This window comes from Pseudomonas sp. S09G 359 (assembly GCF_002843605.1).
Classification (GTDB): Bacteria; Pseudomonadota; Gammaproteobacteria; order Pseudomonadales; family Pseudomonadaceae; genus Aquipseudomonas.
Genome location: NZ_CP025263.1, coordinates 1,728,955 through 1,746,630 on the forward strand (window position 1 = coordinate 1,728,955; position 17,676 = coordinate 1,746,630).

17 protein-coding genes are annotated in these 17,676 nt (G+C 61.8%); 11 read left to right on the forward strand and 6 right to left on the reverse strand.

Annotation, left to right across the window (positions count from 1 at the left end):
* Positions 1-8 precede the first annotated feature (8 nt).
* Genes CXQ82_RS07855 through CXQ82_RS07865 form a run of 3 tightly spaced genes read left to right on the forward strand, consistent with a single transcriptional unit; the run spans position 9 to position 1,891 of the window.
* A complete protein-coding gene (locus CXQ82_RS07855) occupies positions 9-539 on the forward strand; it encodes an MFS transporter (protein WP_101267667.1) in 531 nt (176 codons plus the stop codon).
* A 21-nt stretch (positions 540-560) separates the two neighbouring features.
* Positions 561-1,337, forward strand: a complete 777-nt coding sequence (locus CXQ82_RS07860; protein WP_101267669.1) for a class II glutamine amidotransferase — start codon at positions 561-563, stop codon at positions 1,335-1,337.
* Positions 1,338-1,348: 11 nt separating this feature from the next.
* Positions 1,349-1,891, forward strand: coding sequence for a DUF2937 family protein (locus CXQ82_RS07865; RefSeq protein WP_101267671.1), 543 nt, complete (start codon positions 1,349-1,351; stop codon positions 1,889-1,891).
* Positions 1,892-2,015: 124 nt separating this feature from the next.
* Here CXQ82_RS07865 and CXQ82_RS07870 read toward each other — a convergent pair whose 3' ends face one another.
* Complete coding sequence (locus CXQ82_RS07870; RefSeq protein WP_101267673.1) at positions 2,016-2,930, reverse strand: LysR family transcriptional regulator; 915 nt, start codon at positions 2,928-2,930, stop codon at positions 2,016-2,018.
* A 174-nt stretch (positions 2,931-3,104) separates the two neighbouring features.
* Here CXQ82_RS07870 and CXQ82_RS07875 point away from each other — a divergent pair, with 174 nt between their 5' ends.
* From CXQ82_RS07875 to CXQ82_RS07885, 3 genes are read left to right on the forward strand one after another with little or no spacing between them, the layout of a single operon-like run.
* On the forward strand, positions 3,105-3,845 hold the full coding sequence (locus CXQ82_RS07875; RefSeq protein ID WP_101267674.1) for a 5-oxoprolinase subunit PxpA: 741 nt from the start codon (positions 3,105-3,107) through the stop codon (positions 3,843-3,845).
* Positions 3,842-4,546, forward strand: coding sequence for a 5-oxoprolinase subunit PxpB (gene pxpB / locus CXQ82_RS07880; protein ID WP_101267676.1), 705 nt, complete (start codon positions 3,842-3,844; stop codon positions 4,544-4,546). Before CXQ82_RS07875 ends, pxpB begins: the two co-directional genes overlap by 4 nt.
* Positions 4,543-5,478 (forward strand): biotin-dependent carboxyltransferase family protein, encoded by a 936-nt coding sequence (locus CXQ82_RS07885; RefSeq protein WP_101267677.1) that lies wholly within the window; start codon positions 4,543-4,545, stop codon positions 5,476-5,478. The genes pxpB and CXQ82_RS07885 overlap by 4 nt, the downstream gene beginning before the upstream one ends.
* A 13-nt stretch (positions 5,479-5,491) precedes the next feature.
* Here CXQ82_RS07885 and CXQ82_RS07890 read toward each other — a convergent pair whose 3' ends face one another.
* The 3 genes from CXQ82_RS07890 to CXQ82_RS07900 all read right to left on the reverse strand — a co-directional run bounded on the left by CXQ82_RS07890 (position 5,492) and on the right by CXQ82_RS07900 (position 8,691).
* Positions 5,492-6,670: a VWA domain-containing protein gene (locus CXQ82_RS07890; RefSeq protein WP_101267679.1), complete on the reverse strand. Its 1,179-nt coding sequence runs from the start codon at positions 6,668-6,670 to the stop codon at positions 5,492-5,494.
* Positions 6,670-7,515 carry a MoxR family ATPase gene (locus tag CXQ82_RS07895; RefSeq protein ID WP_003210690.1) on the reverse strand — a complete coding sequence of 282 codons (846 nt, stop codon included), beginning with the start codon at positions 7,513-7,515 and terminating at the stop codon, positions 6,670-6,672. Before CXQ82_RS07895 ends, CXQ82_RS07890 begins: the two co-directional genes overlap by 1 nt.
* 99 nt (positions 7,516-7,614) lie before the next feature.
* Entirely contained in the window at positions 7,615-8,691 is a 1,077-nt protein-coding gene (locus CXQ82_RS07900) for a DUF748 domain-containing protein (protein ID WP_101267680.1), read from the reverse strand.
* A 122-nt stretch (positions 8,692-8,813) separates the two neighbouring features.
* Here CXQ82_RS07900 and cysK point away from each other — a divergent pair, with 122 nt between their 5' ends.
* Complete coding sequence (gene cysK, locus CXQ82_RS07905) at positions 8,814-9,788, forward strand: cysteine synthase A (protein WP_101267682.1); 975 nt, start codon at positions 8,814-8,816, stop codon at positions 9,786-9,788.
* A gap of 478 nt (positions 9,789-10,266) precedes the next feature.
* Entirely contained in the window at positions 10,267-11,205 is a 939-nt protein-coding gene (locus CXQ82_RS07910; protein ID WP_032877227.1) for an aspartyl/asparaginyl beta-hydroxylase domain-containing protein, read from the forward strand.
* A 133-nt stretch (positions 11,206-11,338) separates the two neighbouring features.
* Here CXQ82_RS07910 and acnA read toward each other — a convergent pair whose 3' ends face one another.
* Entirely contained in the window at positions 11,339-14,080 is a 2,742-nt protein-coding gene (gene acnA, locus CXQ82_RS07915; protein ID WP_101267684.1) for an aconitate hydratase AcnA, read from the reverse strand.
* A 190-nt stretch (positions 14,081-14,270) separates the two neighbouring features.
* On the opposite strand from acnA, the gene rlmM reads away from it, so the two are divergent.
* From rlmM to CXQ82_RS07935, 3 genes are all read left to right on the forward strand, one after another.
* Complete coding sequence (gene rlmM, locus CXQ82_RS07920; protein ID WP_101267685.1) at positions 14,271-15,347, forward strand: 23S rRNA (cytidine(2498)-2'-O)-methyltransferase RlmM; 1,077 nt, start codon at positions 14,271-14,273, stop codon at positions 15,345-15,347.
* Between the two features lie 128 nt (positions 15,348-15,475).
* Positions 15,476-15,727 (forward strand): sulfurtransferase TusA, encoded by a 252-nt coding sequence (gene tusA / locus CXQ82_RS07930; RefSeq protein WP_101267688.1) that lies wholly within the window; start codon positions 15,476-15,478, stop codon positions 15,725-15,727.
* 96 nt (positions 15,728-15,823) lie between these two features.
* Entirely contained in the window at positions 15,824-16,084 is a 261-nt protein-coding gene (locus CXQ82_RS07935) for a hypothetical protein (RefSeq protein ID WP_157832149.1), read from the forward strand.
* A 9-nt stretch (positions 16,085-16,093) separates the two neighbouring features.
* Here CXQ82_RS07935 and CXQ82_RS07940 read toward each other — a convergent pair whose 3' ends face one another.
* Entirely contained in the window at positions 16,094-17,503 is a 1,410-nt protein-coding gene (locus tag CXQ82_RS07940; RefSeq protein WP_101267691.1) for an MATE family efflux transporter, read from the reverse strand.
* Between the last annotated feature and the right edge of the window lie 173 nt (positions 17,504-17,676).

Consider the following 17,676-nt stretch of genomic DNA (forward strand, 5'->3'; position numbering starts at 1 on the left):
GGCGGACGGTGGCAGGCTTTGCAGCCGCGACACGCAAAAGCCGTTATCATAGCCGCCTGTTTGCCTACCTTGCCATGGACACCATGACCGAGAACGACTATCTGACCGCTTGGGGCCTTTACGCCTTCGCCGCTTTGGGCTGCCTGTTGGTGTGGTGGCGCATGACCCGCTGGATCTGGCGCTGGCTGCGCGAGCCGCTGCAATTGCTGATGGCCGTGCTGCTGTTCAGCCCGACCATCGTCGACCCGGTCAAGACCCAGTTCGCGCCGGCCGTGGCCATCACTGCGCTGGACCTGGTGCTCAAGGTCGGCAATAACGCCTGGCGGGCCATTTCCGATCTGGTCATGTACGCGATGATCGCGTTTGGCGTGTACCTCGTCATTGTGTTGATCCGCTGGCCCATCGAGCGCGCCGCCAACGCCCGCCGTGAGCGCAAGGCAGCGGTCGATGCCGCCCTGGCCGCCGAGCCTGCTGAAGATGATGAGCCCTTCCGCCGTCCGGCGCCGGTCAGCGGCATGCGCGTAGAACCGCGCCTTTAACGTTGCAGCGAGAGCCCTGGCATGTGTGAATTATTGGGCATGAGTGCCAACGTCCCCACCGATATCGTGTTCAGCTTTACCGGGCTGATGCAGCGCGGTGGGCGCACCGGCCCCCACCGTGACGGTTGGGGCATCGCCTTCTACGAAGGCCGCGGCCTGCGCCTGTTCCAGGACCCGGCCGCGAGCAGCGAGTCCGAAGTCGCGCTGCTGGTTCAGCGTTACCCGATCAAAAGCGAAGTGGTGATCGGTCATATCCGCCAGGCCAATGTGGGCAAGGTGAGCCTGGCCAATACCCACCCGTTCGTGCGTGAACTGTGGGGCCGCAACTGGTGCTTTGCGCACAACGGCCAACTGGCGGACTTCAACCCACGCGCCACGTTCTACCGCCCGGTCGGCGATACCGACAGCGAAGCGGCCTTCTGCGACCTGCTCAACCGCGTGCGCGAAGCCTTCCCGGAGCCGGTGGACATCGAACGGATGCTGCCGGACCTGATCGCCGCCTGCGCCGAATACCGCAGCAAAGGTGTGTTCAACTGCCTGCTCAGTGATGGCGACTGGCTGTTTTGCTTCTGCTCGACCAAATTGGCGCAGATTACCCGGCGTGCACCGTTTGGCCCTGCGCGGCTCAAAGATGTCGACGTGATCGTCGATTTTCAGGCCGAAACCACCCCCAACGATGTGGTGACGGTGATCGCCACCGAACCGTTGACCGACAACGAAAACTGGACCCGCTACGAACCGGGCCAATGGAGCCTGTGGCGACGCGGTGAATGCGTCAGCCAGGGCGTTACCGAGTAAGGATATTGACCATGTTGCTCAGTTATCTGCGGTTGGTGCTGTTTGCCATTGGCTTGTTGGTCGGTGTGCAAGTGCCGGGGTTTATCAGTGATTACGCCAAGCGTGTCGAAGCCCACCTGATCGAGGCCCAGACCGGCCTGCGTGGGTTTGAATCCACCGCGCAGCAGTTTTTCAACGGGGATTTGCAGGCGCTGGTGGCGCACTACCGCGCCAGTGATGACCCGGTGTTCCAGAGCGACGCCAACAGCCTGGGCGCCATGCTTGATCGCCAGGTGGCACTGGATAAACAGTTCCAAGCCATGCAAGGCCCTTGGTATATCCGCGCCCTGCAAGTGGCGGTGGCGGCTGACCCGGATATTCGCCTGGAAACCTGGAATGGCTATAGCTACCAGATCCTGCTGACGCCCGAGGCCATGGGCTGGGGGTTGGGCGGGGCGATGCTGCTGTCGTTCGGCCTGGAGTGCCTGTTCCGCCTGATCGACTGGGTGGTGTTGGGCGGCAAGCGCCTGCGCCAGAGCCGGCCGATCGAAGAGCGGGATTTGAAAGGGCTATAAATACCGCCGCTAATCTAAATGTGGGAGCGGGCTTGCTCGCGAATGCGCTGGTTCAGTCGCCATCTATTTGACTGACACACCGCATTCGCGAGCAAGCCCGCTCCCACATTTGAACTCGGTTTCTTCAGTTGCTCAGCACCATCCGCTCTTCACCGACTTCCTCTGCATACCGCGCCACCACCTTCTGGCACAGCCCGACGATCTCCTCCACCAATTCCACCCCCACACGCCACGACACCACCACCTGCAAATTCGGCAGTTTCTGCGCCATCGGCAGCATCACCAATTCACCGCGCGCCAACTCTTCGCTGACCAGCACCGGAGGCAGCGCGCCGATACCAAAGCCATCGCGCAGCAAACGGGTGATCGCCGACACCGAATTCACGCAGTTCATCCGCGGCGCGGCCACGCCGTTGGCCTGCATCAGGCTCAATACATCCTGATGCGGGTGGGAGTTTTTCGAATAGGTGATGATGCGCTCCTGGGCCAGTTCGGCGAGAGACGCGTAGTCGCGGTTATAGATCGAGTGGCTGGCGACGATCCAGGCCATCGGGTGGCTGGCCAGTTCCAGGCTGCGCACGGTTTCGAGGCGCAGCAGGTCGGTTTGCAGGATCAGGTCGAGGAAGCCTTTTTGCAGCTGATCGCTGAGGTTCAGTGCGGTATCGGCGACTAATTCGATTTCTACCAACGGGAAATGGTCCATCAACTCGGCCACCAACGGGCTCAGCCAGGTGTGGATCACCGTGTCCATGGCGCCGATCCGAATGCGCCCGACCTTGCTGCTGGTGGTCTCCAGGGACTGCTTCAAGCCCTGCATGGTCACCATCATCTGCTCGGCATAATCGAGCACCTTGAGGCCTTCCGGGGTCAGGCTCACACCCCGTGAATCACGCAGAAACAGCTTCACCCCCAACTCGCTTTCAAGCACCGCGATGCGGCTGGAGATCGAGGCCTGGGTGGTGAACAGCTTCTCGGCGGTCAGGCGAAAGCTCTTGAGCTTGGCCACCCAGACGAAGGTTTCGAGGAACTTCAAATTCATGGGATCAACTTTTTCTTATGCATGGATCGGTTTTTATTAGTTGGACGCCGCACCGGGCCAGCGCCAAAAATCGAGCTATTCCACGATAAGCGTGGTTGGGTGTCAGGACAAGTTGCGAGTTCTGCGTTAAAAATCCCACACTACAAAAAAACAAAGCCTACAGGAGCGACCCGCGTGAGCCGCCTTTTACTGAATTGCGATATCGGCGAAAGCTTTGGCAACTGGACCATGGGTCTGGACGCCGAGGTCATGCCGTTCATTGATTGCGCCAACGTGGCCTGCGGCTTTCATGCCGGCGACCCGAGCATCATGCGCAAGACCGTCAGCCTGGCGCTCAAGCACGGCGTGCAAGTGGGTGCGCACCCGGCGTACCAGGACCTGCAAGGCTTCGGCCGCCGTTCCATGGCCTACACGCCGCAGGAAATCCAGGACCTGCTGCACTATCAGATCGGCGCCCTCGACGGCATCTGCCGTGCCCAAGGTGGGCGGGTCAGTTACGTGAAACCCCACGGTGCGATGTACAACGACATGATGGCCAACCCGACGCAACTGCGTGCGGTGATCCAGGCCATCGCCGCCTATGGCGACCTGCCGCTGATGCTGCTGGCCACCCGCGACAACGGCGCGGCCCAGGCGTTGGGCGACGAATACGGCGTGACCCTGTGGTTCGAAGCCTTCGCCGACCGTGCCTATGACAACAAGGGTCACCTGGTTTCGCGCCAGTTGCCCGGCGCCGTGCACCACGACGCCGATACCATCGTGCAGCAGGCCCTGACCATTTCCCGCGGCGAGCCGCTGACCGCCAGCGACGGCAGCGCGCTGGTGTTGCAGGCCAATACCCTGTGCGTGCATGGCGACAACGCCAGCTCGGTTGCTGCCGTGCAGCGCATCCGCGAGGCATTGAAGCCAGCATGAAGCCACGCATTGAAGTGGTGGCCATCGACTGCCTGATGGTGCGTCTGTTCGAGGTGATCGCCGAAGCCAACATGCCGTGGATGCTCGCCGCTACCCAGCGCCTGCGCAGCGGTTTTGGCGCGGCGCTGGTGGACCTGGTGCCGTCCTACACCACGCTGATGGTGCATTACGACCTCACCGCGCTCAGCCCGGCACAGGCACGGGAGCTGATCGACCAGGCCCTGAGCGACCTGCAACCCCAGCGCCAAGGCAGCGGCCAGTGCCATGTGTTGCCGGTGTGGTACGACCTGAGCGTCGGCCCCGAGCTGACCGTGCTGGCCCAGCGCAGTGGCCTGGCCGTCAGCGAAGTGATCCGCCGCCACAGCGCCCACGAATACCAGGTGTTCGCCCTCGGCTTCGCCCCTGGCTTTGCCTTTATGGGGCTGGTGGATGAAATCCTCGCCACGCCACGCCTCAATACCCCGCGTAAACGCGTGGCGGCCGGTAGCGTGGGTATCGCCGAGCGGCAAACCGCCGCCTACCCGGTGGTCTCCCCCGGTGGCTGGAACCTGATCGGCCGCACCCCGGCAAAGCTGTTCGACCGCGAGCGCGACGGCTACAGCCTGATGCAACCGGGCGACACGGTGCGTTTTGAAGCGGTTGATCACGCCGAATTCATCAAACTGGGTGGCGATGACACGCCGTTGGAGGCGCAGGCATGAGCCACTTGTTGATCGAGGCCAGCACGCCGCTGTGCCTGTTGCAGGACGCCGGCCGTTTTGGCGTACGACACCTGGGCGTAACCCAGGGCGGCGCACTGGATTGGGTGTCGATGTCCTGGGCCAACTGGCTGCTGGGCAATGCGCTCGATGCGCCGGTGGTGGAAATCACCTTGGGCGGCTTTACCATTCAGGCCGAAGACTACTGCCTGCTGGCCTTGGCCGGCGCGGACCTGGGTGCGTACATCGATGAGCGTGCGATTAGCCCGGGCCGCAGTTTTATCCTGCAAAAGGGCCAGCGGTTACGCTTTACCCAGCCGTTCACGGGCGCGCGGGCTTACCTGGCGGCACCCGGCGGGTTTGATGCGCCGGATGTGCTGGGCAGTTGCGCCACCGTTGTGCGTGAGGAGTTGGGCGGGGTGGATGGTTTCGGCAAGGCGCTGGCCGAAGGCGGGCGCTTGGCCTATTCCGGCACGGGCGGGGCGATGAAAGTGCTGACCACGCCGACGTTGCCTGCCAATGCCCCGCTGGATGTCATCGTCGGCGCACAGATCGGCCAGTTCAGCGGCCAGAGCCTGTTCGATGCCTTCAACAGCGACTGGGCCCTCGACAGCCGCGCCGACCGCATGGGCATGCGTCTGCTGGGCACGCCGTTGCAGTACCAGGGGCCGTCGTTGATCTCCGAAGGGATTCCGCTGGGAGCGATCCAGGTGCCGCCGGATGGGCAGCCGATTGTGTTGCTCAATGATCGGCAGACCATCGGCGGTTACCCGCGCCTGGGGGCGTTGACGCCGTTGGCGCTGGCGCGGCTGGCGCAGTGTCTGCCGGGAGAGAAGGTCAGGTTGGCGCCGGTGGTGCAGGAGACGGCGCATCGGCAGCATATCGAGTATTTGCAGCGGTTCACCACGGGCTCCCACATTGGATCTCCAGCATGAATGAGATCGGTGGTTATTTGGACAGGAAGCGCATCCCTTCCTCAAGCCCGCGCAGCGTCAGCGGATACATCTGATCCTCCACCAACTCCCGCACGATCCCCGTCGATGCCGTATACCCCCAGGTGTCTTTCGGATACGGGTTAATCCAGATCAGCTTCTTGTACTTGGCCATGAAGCGCTGCATCCACACATACCCCGGCTCCTCGTTCCAATGCTCGACACTGCCGCCGGCCTGGGTGATTTCATACGGCGCCATCGACGCATCGCCGATAAAGATCACTTTGTAGTCGGCGCCATACTTGTGCAGCAAATCCTGGGTCGAGGTGCGTTCCGAGGTGCGGCGTGCGTTGTTCTTCCACACCGATTCGTACACGAAGTTGTGGAAGTAGAAATATTCAAGATGCTTGAACTCGGTCTTGCACGCGGAGAACAGTTCTTCGCAGATCTTCACATGGGCGTCCATCGAGCCGCCGATATCGAACAGCAACAGCAGCTTGATGGTGTTACGCCGCTCCGGGCGCATCTGGATATTCAGCAACCCGGCGTCGCGGGCGGTGTGGTCGATGGTGCCATCGATATCCAGCTCCTCGGCCGCACCCTGGCGTGCGAATTTACGCAGGCGGCGCAAGGCGATCTTGATATTGCGCGTGCCCAGTTCAACCTGGTCGTCGAGGTTCTTGTACTCGCGCTGGTCCCAGACCTTCACGGCCTTGCCCTGGCGTTTGCCAGCATCGCCGACACGGATGCCTTCCGGGTTGTAGCCGCCGGAACCGAACGGGCTGGTGCCGCCGGTGCCGATCCATTTGTTGCCGCCGGCGTGGCGTTCCTTCTGTTCTTCCAGGCGTTTCTTGAACTCTTCGATCAGCTTGTCGAGGCCGCCGAGGGACTGGATCTGCGCGCGTTCCTCGTCGCTCAGCGAGCGTTCGAACTCCTTGCGCAGCCACTCTTCGGGGATCAGCGCCTGCAGGTGGTCGTCGAGCTTTTCGAGGCCATTGAAGTAGGCGCCGAACGCGCGGTCGAATTTGTCGAAGTGCCGTTCGTCCTTCACGAGGATCGCCCGGGCCAAGTAATAAAACTCGTCCATGTCGGCGAACACCACGCGCTGCTTGAGCGCGTTGATCAGGTCGAGCAGCTCGCGCACCGACACCGGCACCTTGGCGGCACGCATTTCATTGAACAGGTTGAGCAGCATCAGCGGTTACCGCGACGGCTCATGAACGCCAGCCGTTCCAGCAGTTGCACGTCTTGCTCGTTTTTTACCAAGGCACCGGCCAGGGGCGGGATGGCCTTGGTGGGGTCGCGCTCGCGCAGCACGGCCTCGCCGATATTGTCGGCCATCAGCAGTTTGAGCCAGTCGACCAGTTCGGAGGTGGACGGCTTTTTCTTCAGGCCCGGTACCTTGCGCACGTCGAAGAACACGTCCAGCGCTTCGCTGACCAGGTCCTTCTTGATGTCGGGATAGTGCACATCGACGATCTTTTGCAGGGTAGTACGGTCGGGGAAGGCGATGTAGTGGAAGAAGCAGCGGCGCAGGAACGCGTCCGGCAGCTCTTTTTCGTTGTTGGAGGTAATGATGATGATCGGGCGTTTCTTGGCCTTGATGGTCTCGTCGATTTCGTAGACGTAGAACTCCATCTTGTCGAGTTCTTGCAGCAGGTCGTTGGGGAACTCGATGTCGGCCTTGTCGATTTCATCGATCAGCAGGATCACCCGCTCTTCAGACTCGAACGCTTCCCAGAGCTTGCCCTTCTTCAGGTAATTGCGCACGTCGTGCACTTTGTCCACGCCCAGCTGCGAGTCGCGCAGGCGGCTGACCGCGTCGTACTCATAAAGGCCCTGATGCGCCTTGGTAGTGGACTTGATGTGCCAGGTGATCAGCTTGGCACCGAAGGATTCGGCCAGTTGCTCGGCGAGCATGGTCTTGCCGGTACCGGGCTCGCCCTTGACCAGCAACGGTCGCTCCAGGGTGATGGCGGCGTTGACGGCCAGCTTCAGGTCATCGGTAGCCACATAGGCCTGGGTGCCTTCGAACTTCATCGGTGTTTCCTCGCATTCATCAATGCCCGGACTATACCGCGCAGCCCCGGCGACTGTGAACGCAGACGGGTTATTCAGTCTCTGAATGACCGGTCAAGGTCAGTCCGCCGAGGGCTTGGGCTGTTCATAGCGTGCATTGAACGCTTGGATGAAGCCGTTGCGCAAAATCGCCAAAAACGCAGAGAACGCGCTGACATCTTGCTGATGCACGCTGCCACTCAGTTCGACGCGGGTGGCGAACTGATTCTTCGCCTGGTTTTTCAGCACCGTCTCGCTGGCGCCGACCACGGCTTCCCAGATGGAACGGAAGATATTCTTGTCCTTGTTTTCCACGTCCTGCTGCCAGTCGAACACCTCTACATCGCGCAGCAAGGGCTTGATATAGCCGGTCAGCTGGCCTTTTTCGGCCTGGGCTTCAATCACCACGTCGCCGGTGCCGGCCTTGAAGTCGAACTTGCCGTAGGCCGAGGCAAAGTCGTTCATGCGCTTGAGCTGCAGATCCTTGGCGCGGAAGCGGAATTCGAAGTTTTCGAAATTGCTCAGCGGGTCGAAGGTGGCGGTGGCTTCCAGCGGCGCCTGGCCCTGGAGCAGAGCCTTGCCTTCAAAGCGTGCGTCGCGCTTGCCTTTGACGTCGACCACGTTGGTCAGGTTGTAGAAGCTGGCATTCACCGAGGTGGCGTTTATATTCACCGGCGGCTTGGAGTTGAAGTTGTGGAAGGCGATTTTGCCGTCTTCGATGCGCACCTCATCCAGGGTGATGGGCGCCAGTTTGCTCAACTGCTCGCGCCAGTCCGTGCCTTTACCGGTCTGGGACGCCTGCTTGTTGGCGCCGCCGTCGACGAAGTTCACCTCGGGGTTGATAAAGCGCACCTTGGCCACTACCGCATGGTCGTACCACAGCGAATGCCAGCTCACCGCCAGGTCGATCAGCGGCGCCTTGACGAACGGTACGGGCACCTTGCCGTCGACCTTGATGATCTCCAGGCCATTGATCCTGTACGCGCCGCGCCAAAGGGCCAAGTCCACGTCGGTGACCTGGCCACGGTAGTCGCCCATGTCAGCGAGCTTGTCGTTGAGGTAGTTACGCACCAGGTAGGGCAGGGCGACACTGATGGCAACCAGCAATACCAGCACTCCGGCGACGGTCCATAGTGGCCAGCTGTAGCGACGTTTCATGGCGGTTCTCCTTGCATGTAGGAGATGGACTGTGCGGACGCGCCCAACGTTCCTCCGACTGGACGCTTTGCAGCACGAGGCATACCCTTGTGGCCTTGTTGAAATTGCCTAAAGGACCCGTCATGAGCCGCATTTTTGCAGACAACGCGCACTCCATCGGTAATACGCCCCTGGTGCAGATCAACCGCATCGCCCCGCGTGGCGTGACCATCCTGGCCAAGATCGAAGGGCGTAACCCGGGCTACTCGGTGAAGTGCCGGATTGGCGCAAACATGATCTGGGACGCCGAAAGCACCGGCAAGCTCAAGCCGGGCATGACCATTGTCGAGCCGACGTCCGGCAACACCGGGATTGGCCTGGCGTTTGTCGCCGCCGCCCGTGGCTACAAGCTGCTGCTGACCATGCCTGCGTCCATGAGCATCGAGCGGCGCAAGGTGCTCAAGGCCCTCGGCGCCGAGCTGGTATTGACCGAGCCGGCCAAGGGCATGAAAGGCGCCATCGAAAAAGCCGCTGAAATTGTCGCCAGCGACCCGGCCACCTACTTTATGCCGGCCCAGTTCGAAAACCCGGCCAACCCGGCGATCCACGAAAAAACCACCGGCCCGGAAATCTGGAACGACACCGACGGTGCCATCGACGTGCTGGTGGCGGGCGTGGGTACCGGCGGCACCATCACCGGTGTGTCGCGCTACATCAAGAACATCGCGGGCAAGCCGATTCTATCGGTGGCCGTGGAGCCGATGGTGTCGCCGGTGATCACCCAGGCGCTGGCCGGTGAAGAGATCAAGCCCAGCCCGCACAAGATCCAGGGCATCGGCGCCGGTTTTGTGCCCAAGAACCTCGACCTGTCGATGGTCGACCGTGTTGAGTTGGTGACCGATGACGAATCCAAGGCCATGGCCCTGCGCCTGATGCAGGAAGAAGGCATCCTGTGCGGCATCTCCTGCGGCGCAGCGATGGCCGTGGCCGTGCGCCTGGCCGAGAAGCCGGAAATGCAAGGCAAGACCATCGTGGTGATCCTGCCCGACTCCGGTGAGCGCTACCTGTCGAGCATGCTGTTCAGCGATCTGTTTACCGAGCAGGAAAACCAGGCGTGATGTAAGTCCTGGGGTGAACGGGCTTATTGTGGTGAGCAGGACTGCTGTGTTGAGCAGGCTTGTTGTGGTGAACAGGCCTGCTGCTGTGAGCAGGCTTATTGTGGTGAACAGGCCTGCTGCTGTGAGCAGGCTTGCTGTGGTGAACAGGCCTGCTGCTGTGAGCAGGCTTATTGTGGTGAGAGGGCTTGCTGTGGCGAGCGGGCTTGCCCGCGTTGGGCTGCGCAGCAGCCCCAATAGCCCCACCGCATTTTTCCAGACTGAACACGGTGCCTGGTTTCAGGGCCGCTTCGCGCCCCAACGCGGGCAAGCCCGCTCGCCACAGCAAGCCCTCTCGGCACAACAAGCCTGCTCACCACAATGTAATGTTTGATTTGTGTCAGCCGGTCAGCTCGGGCCTTCTGCATAATGGCCCAACTGTTTATCATGGCCGGCTGCTACGTCTGCTATTGGCCAGGCGCTTATTTCCAGGAGTTGCTGCATGACCTTTTCGTTGGCCGCCAAGTTGTCGGTGTTGCTGTTGTTTATCGGCAGCACGCTGTATGTGCACCTGCGCGGCAAGGCCCGTTTGCCGATGTTGCGCCAGTTCGTCAACCATTCGGCGCTGTTCGCCCCGTATAACGCCTTGATGTACCTGTTTTCGGCAGTGCCGTCCAAACCGTACCTGGACCGCAGCAAGTTCCCGGAACTGGATGTACTCAAGGACAACTGGGAAGTGATCCGCGAAGAGGCCATGCACCTGTTCGACGAGGGTTACATCCGCGCCGCCGAAAAGAACAACGACGCCGGTTTCGGTTCGTTCTTCAAGAAGGGCTGGAAACGTTTCTACCTCAAGTGGTACGACAAACCCCTGCCATCGGCCGAGGCGCTGTGCCCGAAAACCGTGGCGCTGGTGAGCAGCATCCCTAACGTCAAGGGCGCGATGTTCGCGCTGTTGCCGGGCGGCAGCCACCTCAACCCGCACCGCGACCCGTTTGCCGGTTCGCTACGGTATCACCTGGGGTTGTCCACGCCGAATTCCGACGACTGCCGCATCTTCGTCGATGGCCAGGTCTACGCCTGGCGTGACGGTGAGGACGTAATGTTCGATGAAACCTACGTGCACTGGGTGAAGAACGAAACCGAGCAGACCCGCGTGATCCTGTTCTGCGACATCGAGCGCCCGCTGAGCAATCGCGTGATGACCCGCGTCAACCGCTGGGTCAGCAAGCAACTGGGCCGCGCGACCGCACCGCAGAACCTCGACGACGAACGCGTAGGCGGGATCAACCAGGCGTATGCCTGGAGCAAGACCTTCAGCGACAAGTTCAGCGGTCAGGTCAAGCAGTGGAAGCGCAAGCATCCGAAGGCGTACCGCATTGCGCGGCCGGTGTTGGCGGTGGTGGTGCTGGTGCTGCTGTGGAAGTGGCTGTTCGGCTGATCTGAAAGGTTAAACGCGGTCAAAATGTGGGAGGGGGCTTGCCCCCGATGGCGGTGTTTCAGTCACTGGATGTGTTGACTGATCCACTGCTATCGGGGGCAAGCCCCCTCCCACATTTGATCTCCAGTGTGCTTTAGCTGGCAATCAACTGGCGCAGCACATAGTGCAAAATCCCACCCGCCTTGAAGTATTCCACTTCATTCAGCGTATCGATCCGGCACAGCACCTCGACCTTCTCGCTGCTGCCATCCTCCCGTGTAATCACCAGTGTCAGGTTCATGCGCGGGGTGATCTCCACGTCGGTCAGGCCGAGAATGTCGATCCTCTCCTTGCCGGTCAGCTTGAGCGCCTTGCGGTTCTGATCCAGCTTGAACTGCAATGGCAGCACGCCCATGCCCACCAGGTTGGAGCGGTGGATGCGCTCGAAACTCTCGGCGATCACCGCCTTGACCCCCAGCAGGTTGGTACCCTTGGCCGCCCAGTCGCGGCTGGAGCCAGTGCCGTATTCCTGGCCTGCGATCACCACCAGCGGCGTGCCCGACGCCTGGTACTGCATCGCCGCGTCGTAGATCGGCATTTTCTCGCCGGTGGGGATATACAGCGTGTTGCCGCCTTCCTCGCCGCCGAGCATTTCATTGCGGATGCGGATATTGGCAAAGGTGCCGCGCATCATCACTTCATGGTTGCCCCGGCGTGAGCCGTAGGAGTTGAAGTCACGCGGCTCCACGCCCTGCTCGCGCAGATAGCGGCCAGCAGGGCTGTCGGCCTTGATGTTGCCAGCGGGGGAGATGTGGTCGGTGGTCACCGAATCCCCCAGCAGGGCCAGCACGTTGGCGCCCAGGACATCCTTGATCACCGGCAACGGGCCGGCAATGTCGTCGAAGAACGGCGGGTGCTGGATGTAGGTGGAGTCGGGCTGCCACACATAGGTCGCCGCCTGTGGCACTTCGATCGCCTGCCACTGTTCATCACCGGCAAACACCTCGGCGTATTCCTTGTGGAACATGCCGGTGCTCACTTGGGCCACCGCGTCGGCAATCTCCTGGCTGCTTGGCCAGATGTCCTTGAGGTACACCGGCTTGCCGTCCTGGTCGTTACCCAGCGGCTCGCTGCTGATATCAATGCGCACGGTGCCGGCCAGCGCGTAGGCCACCACCAGCGGCGGCGAGGCCAGCCAGTTGGTTTTCACCAGCGGGTGCACGCGGCCTTCAAAGTTACGGTTGCCGGACAGCACCGAAGCCACGGCCAGGTCAGCTTTCTGGATGGCTTTTTCAATTGGCTCGGGCAGTGGCCCGGAGTTGCCGATACAGGTGGTGCAGCCATAACCCACGAGGTCGAAGCCGATCTTATCCAGGTACTGGGTGAGGCCTGCCGCCTTGTAGTAGTCGGTCACCACTTTGGAACCGGGCGCCAGGGAGGTTTTCACCCACGGCTTGCGGGTCAGGCCTTTTTCCACGGCTTTTTTCGCCACCAGGCCCGCCGCCATCATCACGCTGGGGTTGGAGGTGTTGGTGCAGGAGGTGATGGCGGCGATCACCACCGCGCCGTTTTTCAGGCGATAGGTGTGGCCGTCGTATTCGTAGTCGGTTTCGCCCACCAGGTCGGCGTTGCCCACCGCCACGCCGCCACCGCCTTCACTTTCGAGGCGGCCTTCTTCCTTGTTGGTGGGTTTGAATTGCAGGTCGAGGAAGTCACTGAACGCCTGGCCCACATTCGGCAGCGACACACGGTCCTGCGGGCGTTTCGGCCCGGCGAGGCTGGCTTCGACGCTGCCCATGTCCAGCGCCAGGCTGTCGGTGAAGATCGGCTCCTGGCCGGCGTTGCGCCACAGGCCCTGGGCCTTGGTATAGGCCTCCACCAGTTTTACCGTTTGTGCCGGGCGGCCCGACAGGCGCAGATAGTCCAGCGTCACTTCATCCACCGGGAAAAAGCCGCAGGTGGCGCCGTATTCCGGGGCCATGTTGGCGATGGTGGCGCGGTCGGCCAGGGGCAGATCGGCCAGGCCGTCGCCATAGAACTCGACGAACTTACCCACCACGCCTTTTTTACGCAGCATCTGGGTGACGGTCAGCACCAGGTCTGTGGCGGTAATACCTTCTTTCAATTTACCGGTGAGCTTGAAGCCGATCACTTCCGGGATCAGCATCGACACCGGCTGGCCGAGCATCGCCGCTTCCGCTTCGATGCCGCCGACGCCCCAGCCGAGTACGCCCAGGCCGTTGATCATGGTGGTGTGGGAGTCGGTGCCCACCAGGGTGTCGGGGAAGGCGTAGGTGCGGCCGTCTTCGTCCTTGGTCCACACGGTGCGGCCCAGGTACTCGAGGTTGACCTGGTGGCAGATGCCGGTGCCCGGCGGTACCACGCTGAAGTTGTCGAAGGCACTTTGGCCCCAGCGCAGGAAGGCGTAGCGTTCGCCGTTGCGCTGCATTTCGATATCGACGTTCTGCTCGAATGCGTCGGCGTTGCCGAACTTGTCGACCATCACCGAGTGGTCGATCACCAGGTCCACGGGCGACAGCGGGTTGATGCGCTGCGGGTCGCCACCGGCCTTGGCCACGGCGGCGCGCATGGCGGCCAGGTCGACCACGGCGGGCACGCCGGTAAAGTCTTGCATCAGCACGCGGGCGGGGCGGTACTGGATCTCGCGGTCGGACTGGCGCTCTTTGAGCCAGGCGGCAATCGCCTTGAGGTCGGCGCCGGTGACGGTCTTGTTGTCTTCCCAGCGCAGCAGGTTTTCCAGCAGCACCTTGAGCGACATCGGCAGCTTATCCAGGTCACCCAGGCTCTTGGCGGCTTCGGGCAGGCTGAAATAGTGGTAGGTTTTGTCGTCGATTTGCAGGGTTTTAAGGGTTCTCAGGCTATCAAGCGATGACATGACGCGACTCCTTATGGTCCGCACGGCTACGGACCTGACGGGACGAACAGAGCTTTCAACTTAGCCCTGTTTTCATTAGCAGGCTAATAACTGGACTCTATCGCTGAGTCCAAGGTTCCGAACTCGGCTATCATGCGCGCGTTTTCATGACAGGCATTGCGCTACAGCAAGCCAGTTGCCAGGAGATCCAATGAACACCCTTTTTATGCACTGCCGCCCGGGTTTTGAAGGCGAAGTCTGTTCCGAGATCGCGGAGCACGCCGCGCGCCTGAACGTTTCCGGCTACGCCAAGGCCAAGACCGGCAGCGCCTGCGCCGAATTCGTCTGCACCGAAGAAGACGGCGCCCAGCGCCTGATGCACGGCCAGCGCTTTGCCGAGCTGATCTTCCCGAGGCAGTGGGCGCGCGGGGTATTCATCGACCTGCCGGAAACCGACCGTATCAGCGTGATCCTTGCCCACCTGCGCGAGTTTCCCGTGTGCGGCAGCCTGTGGCTGGAGATGGTCGACACCAACGACGGCAAGGAACTGTCGAATTTCTGCAAGAAATTCGAAGTGCACCTGCGCAAAGCCTTGCTCAACGCCGGCAAGCTGGTCGACGACGCGAGCAAGCCGCGCCTGCTGCTGACCTTCAAAAGTGGCCGCGAAGTGTTCATGGGCCTGGCCGAGTCAAACAACTCGGCGATGTGGCCCATGGGCATCCCGCGCCTCAAGTTCCCGCGTGACGCGCCCAGCCGTTCGACGCTCAAGCTGGAAGAGGCCTGGCACCACTTTATCCCCCGCGACCAGTGGGACGAGCGCCTACACGGCGACATGACCGGCGTCGACCTCGGCGCAGCCCCTGGTGGCTGGACCTGGCAGTTGGTCAACCGTGGCATGCTGGTGACCGCCATCGACAACGGCCCCATGGCCGAAAGCCTGATGGACACTGGTTTGGTGCAACACCTGATGGCCGACGGCTTCACCTTCGTGCCCAAGCAGCCGGTGGACTGGATGGTCTGCGATATTGTCGAGAAACCGGCGCGCAACGCCGCCTTGCTGGAGACCTGGATCGGCGAAGGGCATTGCCGCGAGGCAGTGGTTAACCTCAAGCTGCCGATGAAGCAGCGTTACGCCGAGGTGAAGCGCCTGCTGGAGCGCATCGAAGACGGTTTCAAGGCGCGCGGCATTCGCGTGGAGATCGGCTGCAAGCAGCTGTATCACGACCGCGAGGAAGTGACCTGCCACCTGCGTCGGCTGGTGGATGTCAAGAAACCCAAAAAACACTGATATCAACCGTGGGAGCGGGCTTGCTCGCGAAAGCGGTATAACAGTCGAAATGTATGTTGAATGTGCCCGCGTCTTCGCGAGCAAGCCCGCTCCCACCTGTTGAGCGGCGCCCGTTTCAGGAGTGATGTATGAATCAGCCCCTCGATTTGCCTGCAGACGCCGTGCTCGACGCTACCGGCCTCAACTGCCCTGAGCCAGTGATGATGCTGCACCAGCACATCCGTGACCTGCCTGCGGGCGGCTTGCTCAAGGTAATCGCGACCGACCCGTCGACGCGCCGTGATATTCCCAAGTTTTGTGTGTTTCTCGACCATGAACTGGTGGATCAGCAGGAGCAGGCCGGTACCTACCTGTACTGGATTCGCAAGAAGGCCGATTAAGGCCTTTAAACACTGCACTGGTGGCAAGCACCGCACTTGTGGAAAAACACTGCACTTGTGGAAAAGCCCTGCCGTTGTGGAAAGAACACTGCACTTTTGGAAAGAACACTGCACTTGTGGAAAGAACACTGCACTTGTGGCGAGCGGGCTTGCCCGCGTTGGACTGCGCAGCAGGCCCATTTTTGGGGCCGCTTCGCGACCCAACGCGGGCAAGCCCGCTCGCCACAGGTGCTGCCACAGGTGCTGCCACAGGTGCTGCCACAGGTGCTGCCACAGGTGCTGCCACAGGTGCTGCCACAGGTGCTGCCACAGGTGCTGCCACAGGTGCTTTCACAAGTTCTGCCAGAGGTTCTGTAAGCGGTGCTGTCACAAGGTTGGAAGCAGACGCCGCGCCTTGTCCACACGAATGCGCCGGCGTGCACTGCGCGCCAGGCGTACCAGCAACATCCCCGCCGCACAGCTCAGGCCCACGATCAGCCCCTGCCATAAACCGCTCGGGCCGCTGGGTGCGCCGAGCCAGTCGGTCAGCCCCAGGGCGTAACCCACCGGCAACCCCACGCCCCAATAGGCGAATAGGGTCAGCACCATGGTCACGCGGGTATCCTGATAACCCCGCAGGGCGCCGGCAGCGGTGACCTGGATAGAGTCGGAGAACTGGAACAGCGCCGAAAACACGATCAACGTAGACGCCAGGTGGATAACCACCGGGTCCGGGGTGTAGATCGTCGCGATCTGCTCGCGAAACACCAGCATCAGGCTGCACGACAGGCACGCATACGCCAGCGCCGTGCCCATGCCGACCCCTGCGGCGAAGCGTGCTTCACGCGGCTCGCCACGCCCCAAGGCCTGGCCGACGCGCACGGTGACGGCCATGCTCAGGGAGTAGGGGATCATGAACACCAGCGAGCTGACATTCAGCGCGATCTGATGGCCCGACACCACTGTGGCGCCGAGGCTGCCGAGCAGCAGGGCGATCACCGCGAAGATGCTCGACTCGGCAAAGATCGCGATGCCAATCGGCAGGCCGATGCCCAATACTCGCTTGATCACTGCCCATTGCGGCCAGTCGAAGCGCTTGAACAATTCGCTGCTCTGGTACGCCGGGCCAAACCGCGTCCAGCCGGCCAGGCCGAGCATCATCACCCACATCGCAATCGCCGTGGCCCAGCCGCAGCCCACGCCGCCCATGGCCGGCAGGCCCAGGTGGCCGTAGATGAAGATGTAGTTCAGCGGAATATTCAGCGCCAGCCCCACCAGGCCCATGACCATGCTCGGGCGCGTACGGCCGAGGCCATCACTGAAACAGCGCAGCACGTAATACAGGGCGATGGCCGGCATGCCGGCGGCGATGCCATGCAAGTAGCCCATGGAGGGCTCGATCAGGTCGGGCTCGACCTTCATCGCGCGCAGCACCGGTTCGGCGCAGAGCAACAGCAGCGCGCCGCAGATACCCACCACCACCGCCAGCCACAAGGATTGGCGCACCAACGGCCCGATCTCACGGAACTGGCCCGCGCCGTAGCGCTGGGCGACTTTTGGCGTGGTGGCGAGCAGGGTGCCGGTCATCAGCAGGTACACCGGGATCCAGATCGAGTTGCCCAGGCCCACCGCCGCCAAATCCTGAGGGCTGACGCGGCCGGCCATCACCGCATCGACAAAACTCATGGCGGTGGTGGCCAGTTGGCCGATCATGATCGGCAGCGCGAGCGTCATCAGGTCGCGCACTTCCCGGCTGATCCGGGCGGGGCGGGTGAGGGGGGCGATGGCAGTGTTCACGTACAGGTGTCCAGTAAGAGCAGCGCAAGGACGGCGGATTCTACGCTTTGACGCAGTGGTCAGGAAAAAACCTGTGTTGCTGATTTGTAAGCGTTCCCCCGGGTGCCCGGTACCCCCTGCATTCGCGAGCAAGCCCGCTCCCACTCTTGATCTACGGTGGAACACACATCGCA

Excerpts from the sequence above, each read along its gene's own strand:
- CXQ82_RS07860 (WP_101267669.1), top strand. The coding sequence starts at position 561 with ATGTGTGAATTATTGGGCATGAGTGCCAACGTCCCCACCGATATCGTG.
- CXQ82_RS07865 (WP_101267671.1), top strand. The coding sequence starts at position 1,349 with ATGTTGCTCAGTTATCTGCGGTTGGTGCTGTTTGCCATTGGCTTGTTG.
- CXQ82_RS07870 (WP_101267673.1), bottom strand. The coding sequence starts at position 2,930 with ATGAATTTGAAGTTCCTCGAAACCTTCGTCTGGGTGGCCAAGCTCAAG.
- pxpB (WP_101267676.1), top strand. The coding sequence starts at position 3,842 with ATGAAGCCACGCATTGAAGTGGTGGCCATCGACTGCCTGATGGTGCGT.
- CXQ82_RS07885 (WP_101267677.1), top strand. The coding sequence starts at position 4,543 with ATGAGCCACTTGTTGATCGAGGCCAGCACGCCGCTGTGCCTGTTGCAG.
- CXQ82_RS07890 (WP_101267679.1), bottom strand. The coding sequence starts at position 6,670 with ATGCTGCTCAACCTGTTCAATGAAATGCGTGCCGCCAAGGTGCCGGTG.
- CXQ82_RS07895 (WP_003210690.1), bottom strand. The coding sequence starts at position 7,515 with ATGAAGTTCGAAGGCACCCAGGCCTATGTGGCTACCGATGACCTGAAG.
- CXQ82_RS07900 (WP_101267680.1), bottom strand. The coding sequence starts at position 8,691 with ATGAAACGTCGCTACAGCTGGCCACTATGGACCGTCGCCGGAGTGCTG.
- cysK (WP_101267682.1), top strand. The coding sequence starts at position 8,814 with ATGAGCCGCATTTTTGCAGACAACGCGCACTCCATCGGTAATACGCCC.
- CXQ82_RS07910 (WP_032877227.1), top strand. The coding sequence starts at position 10,267 with ATGACCTTTTCGTTGGCCGCCAAGTTGTCGGTGTTGCTGTTGTTTATC.
- acnA (WP_101267684.1), bottom strand. The coding sequence starts at position 14,080 with ATGTCATCGCTTGATAGCCTGAGAACCCTTAAAACCCTGCAAATCGAC.
- rlmM (WP_101267685.1), top strand. The coding sequence starts at position 14,271 with ATGAACACCCTTTTTATGCACTGCCGCCCGGGTTTTGAAGGCGAAGTC.
- tusA (WP_101267688.1), top strand. The coding sequence starts at position 15,476 with ATGAATCAGCCCCTCGATTTGCCTGCAGACGCCGTGCTCGACGCTACC.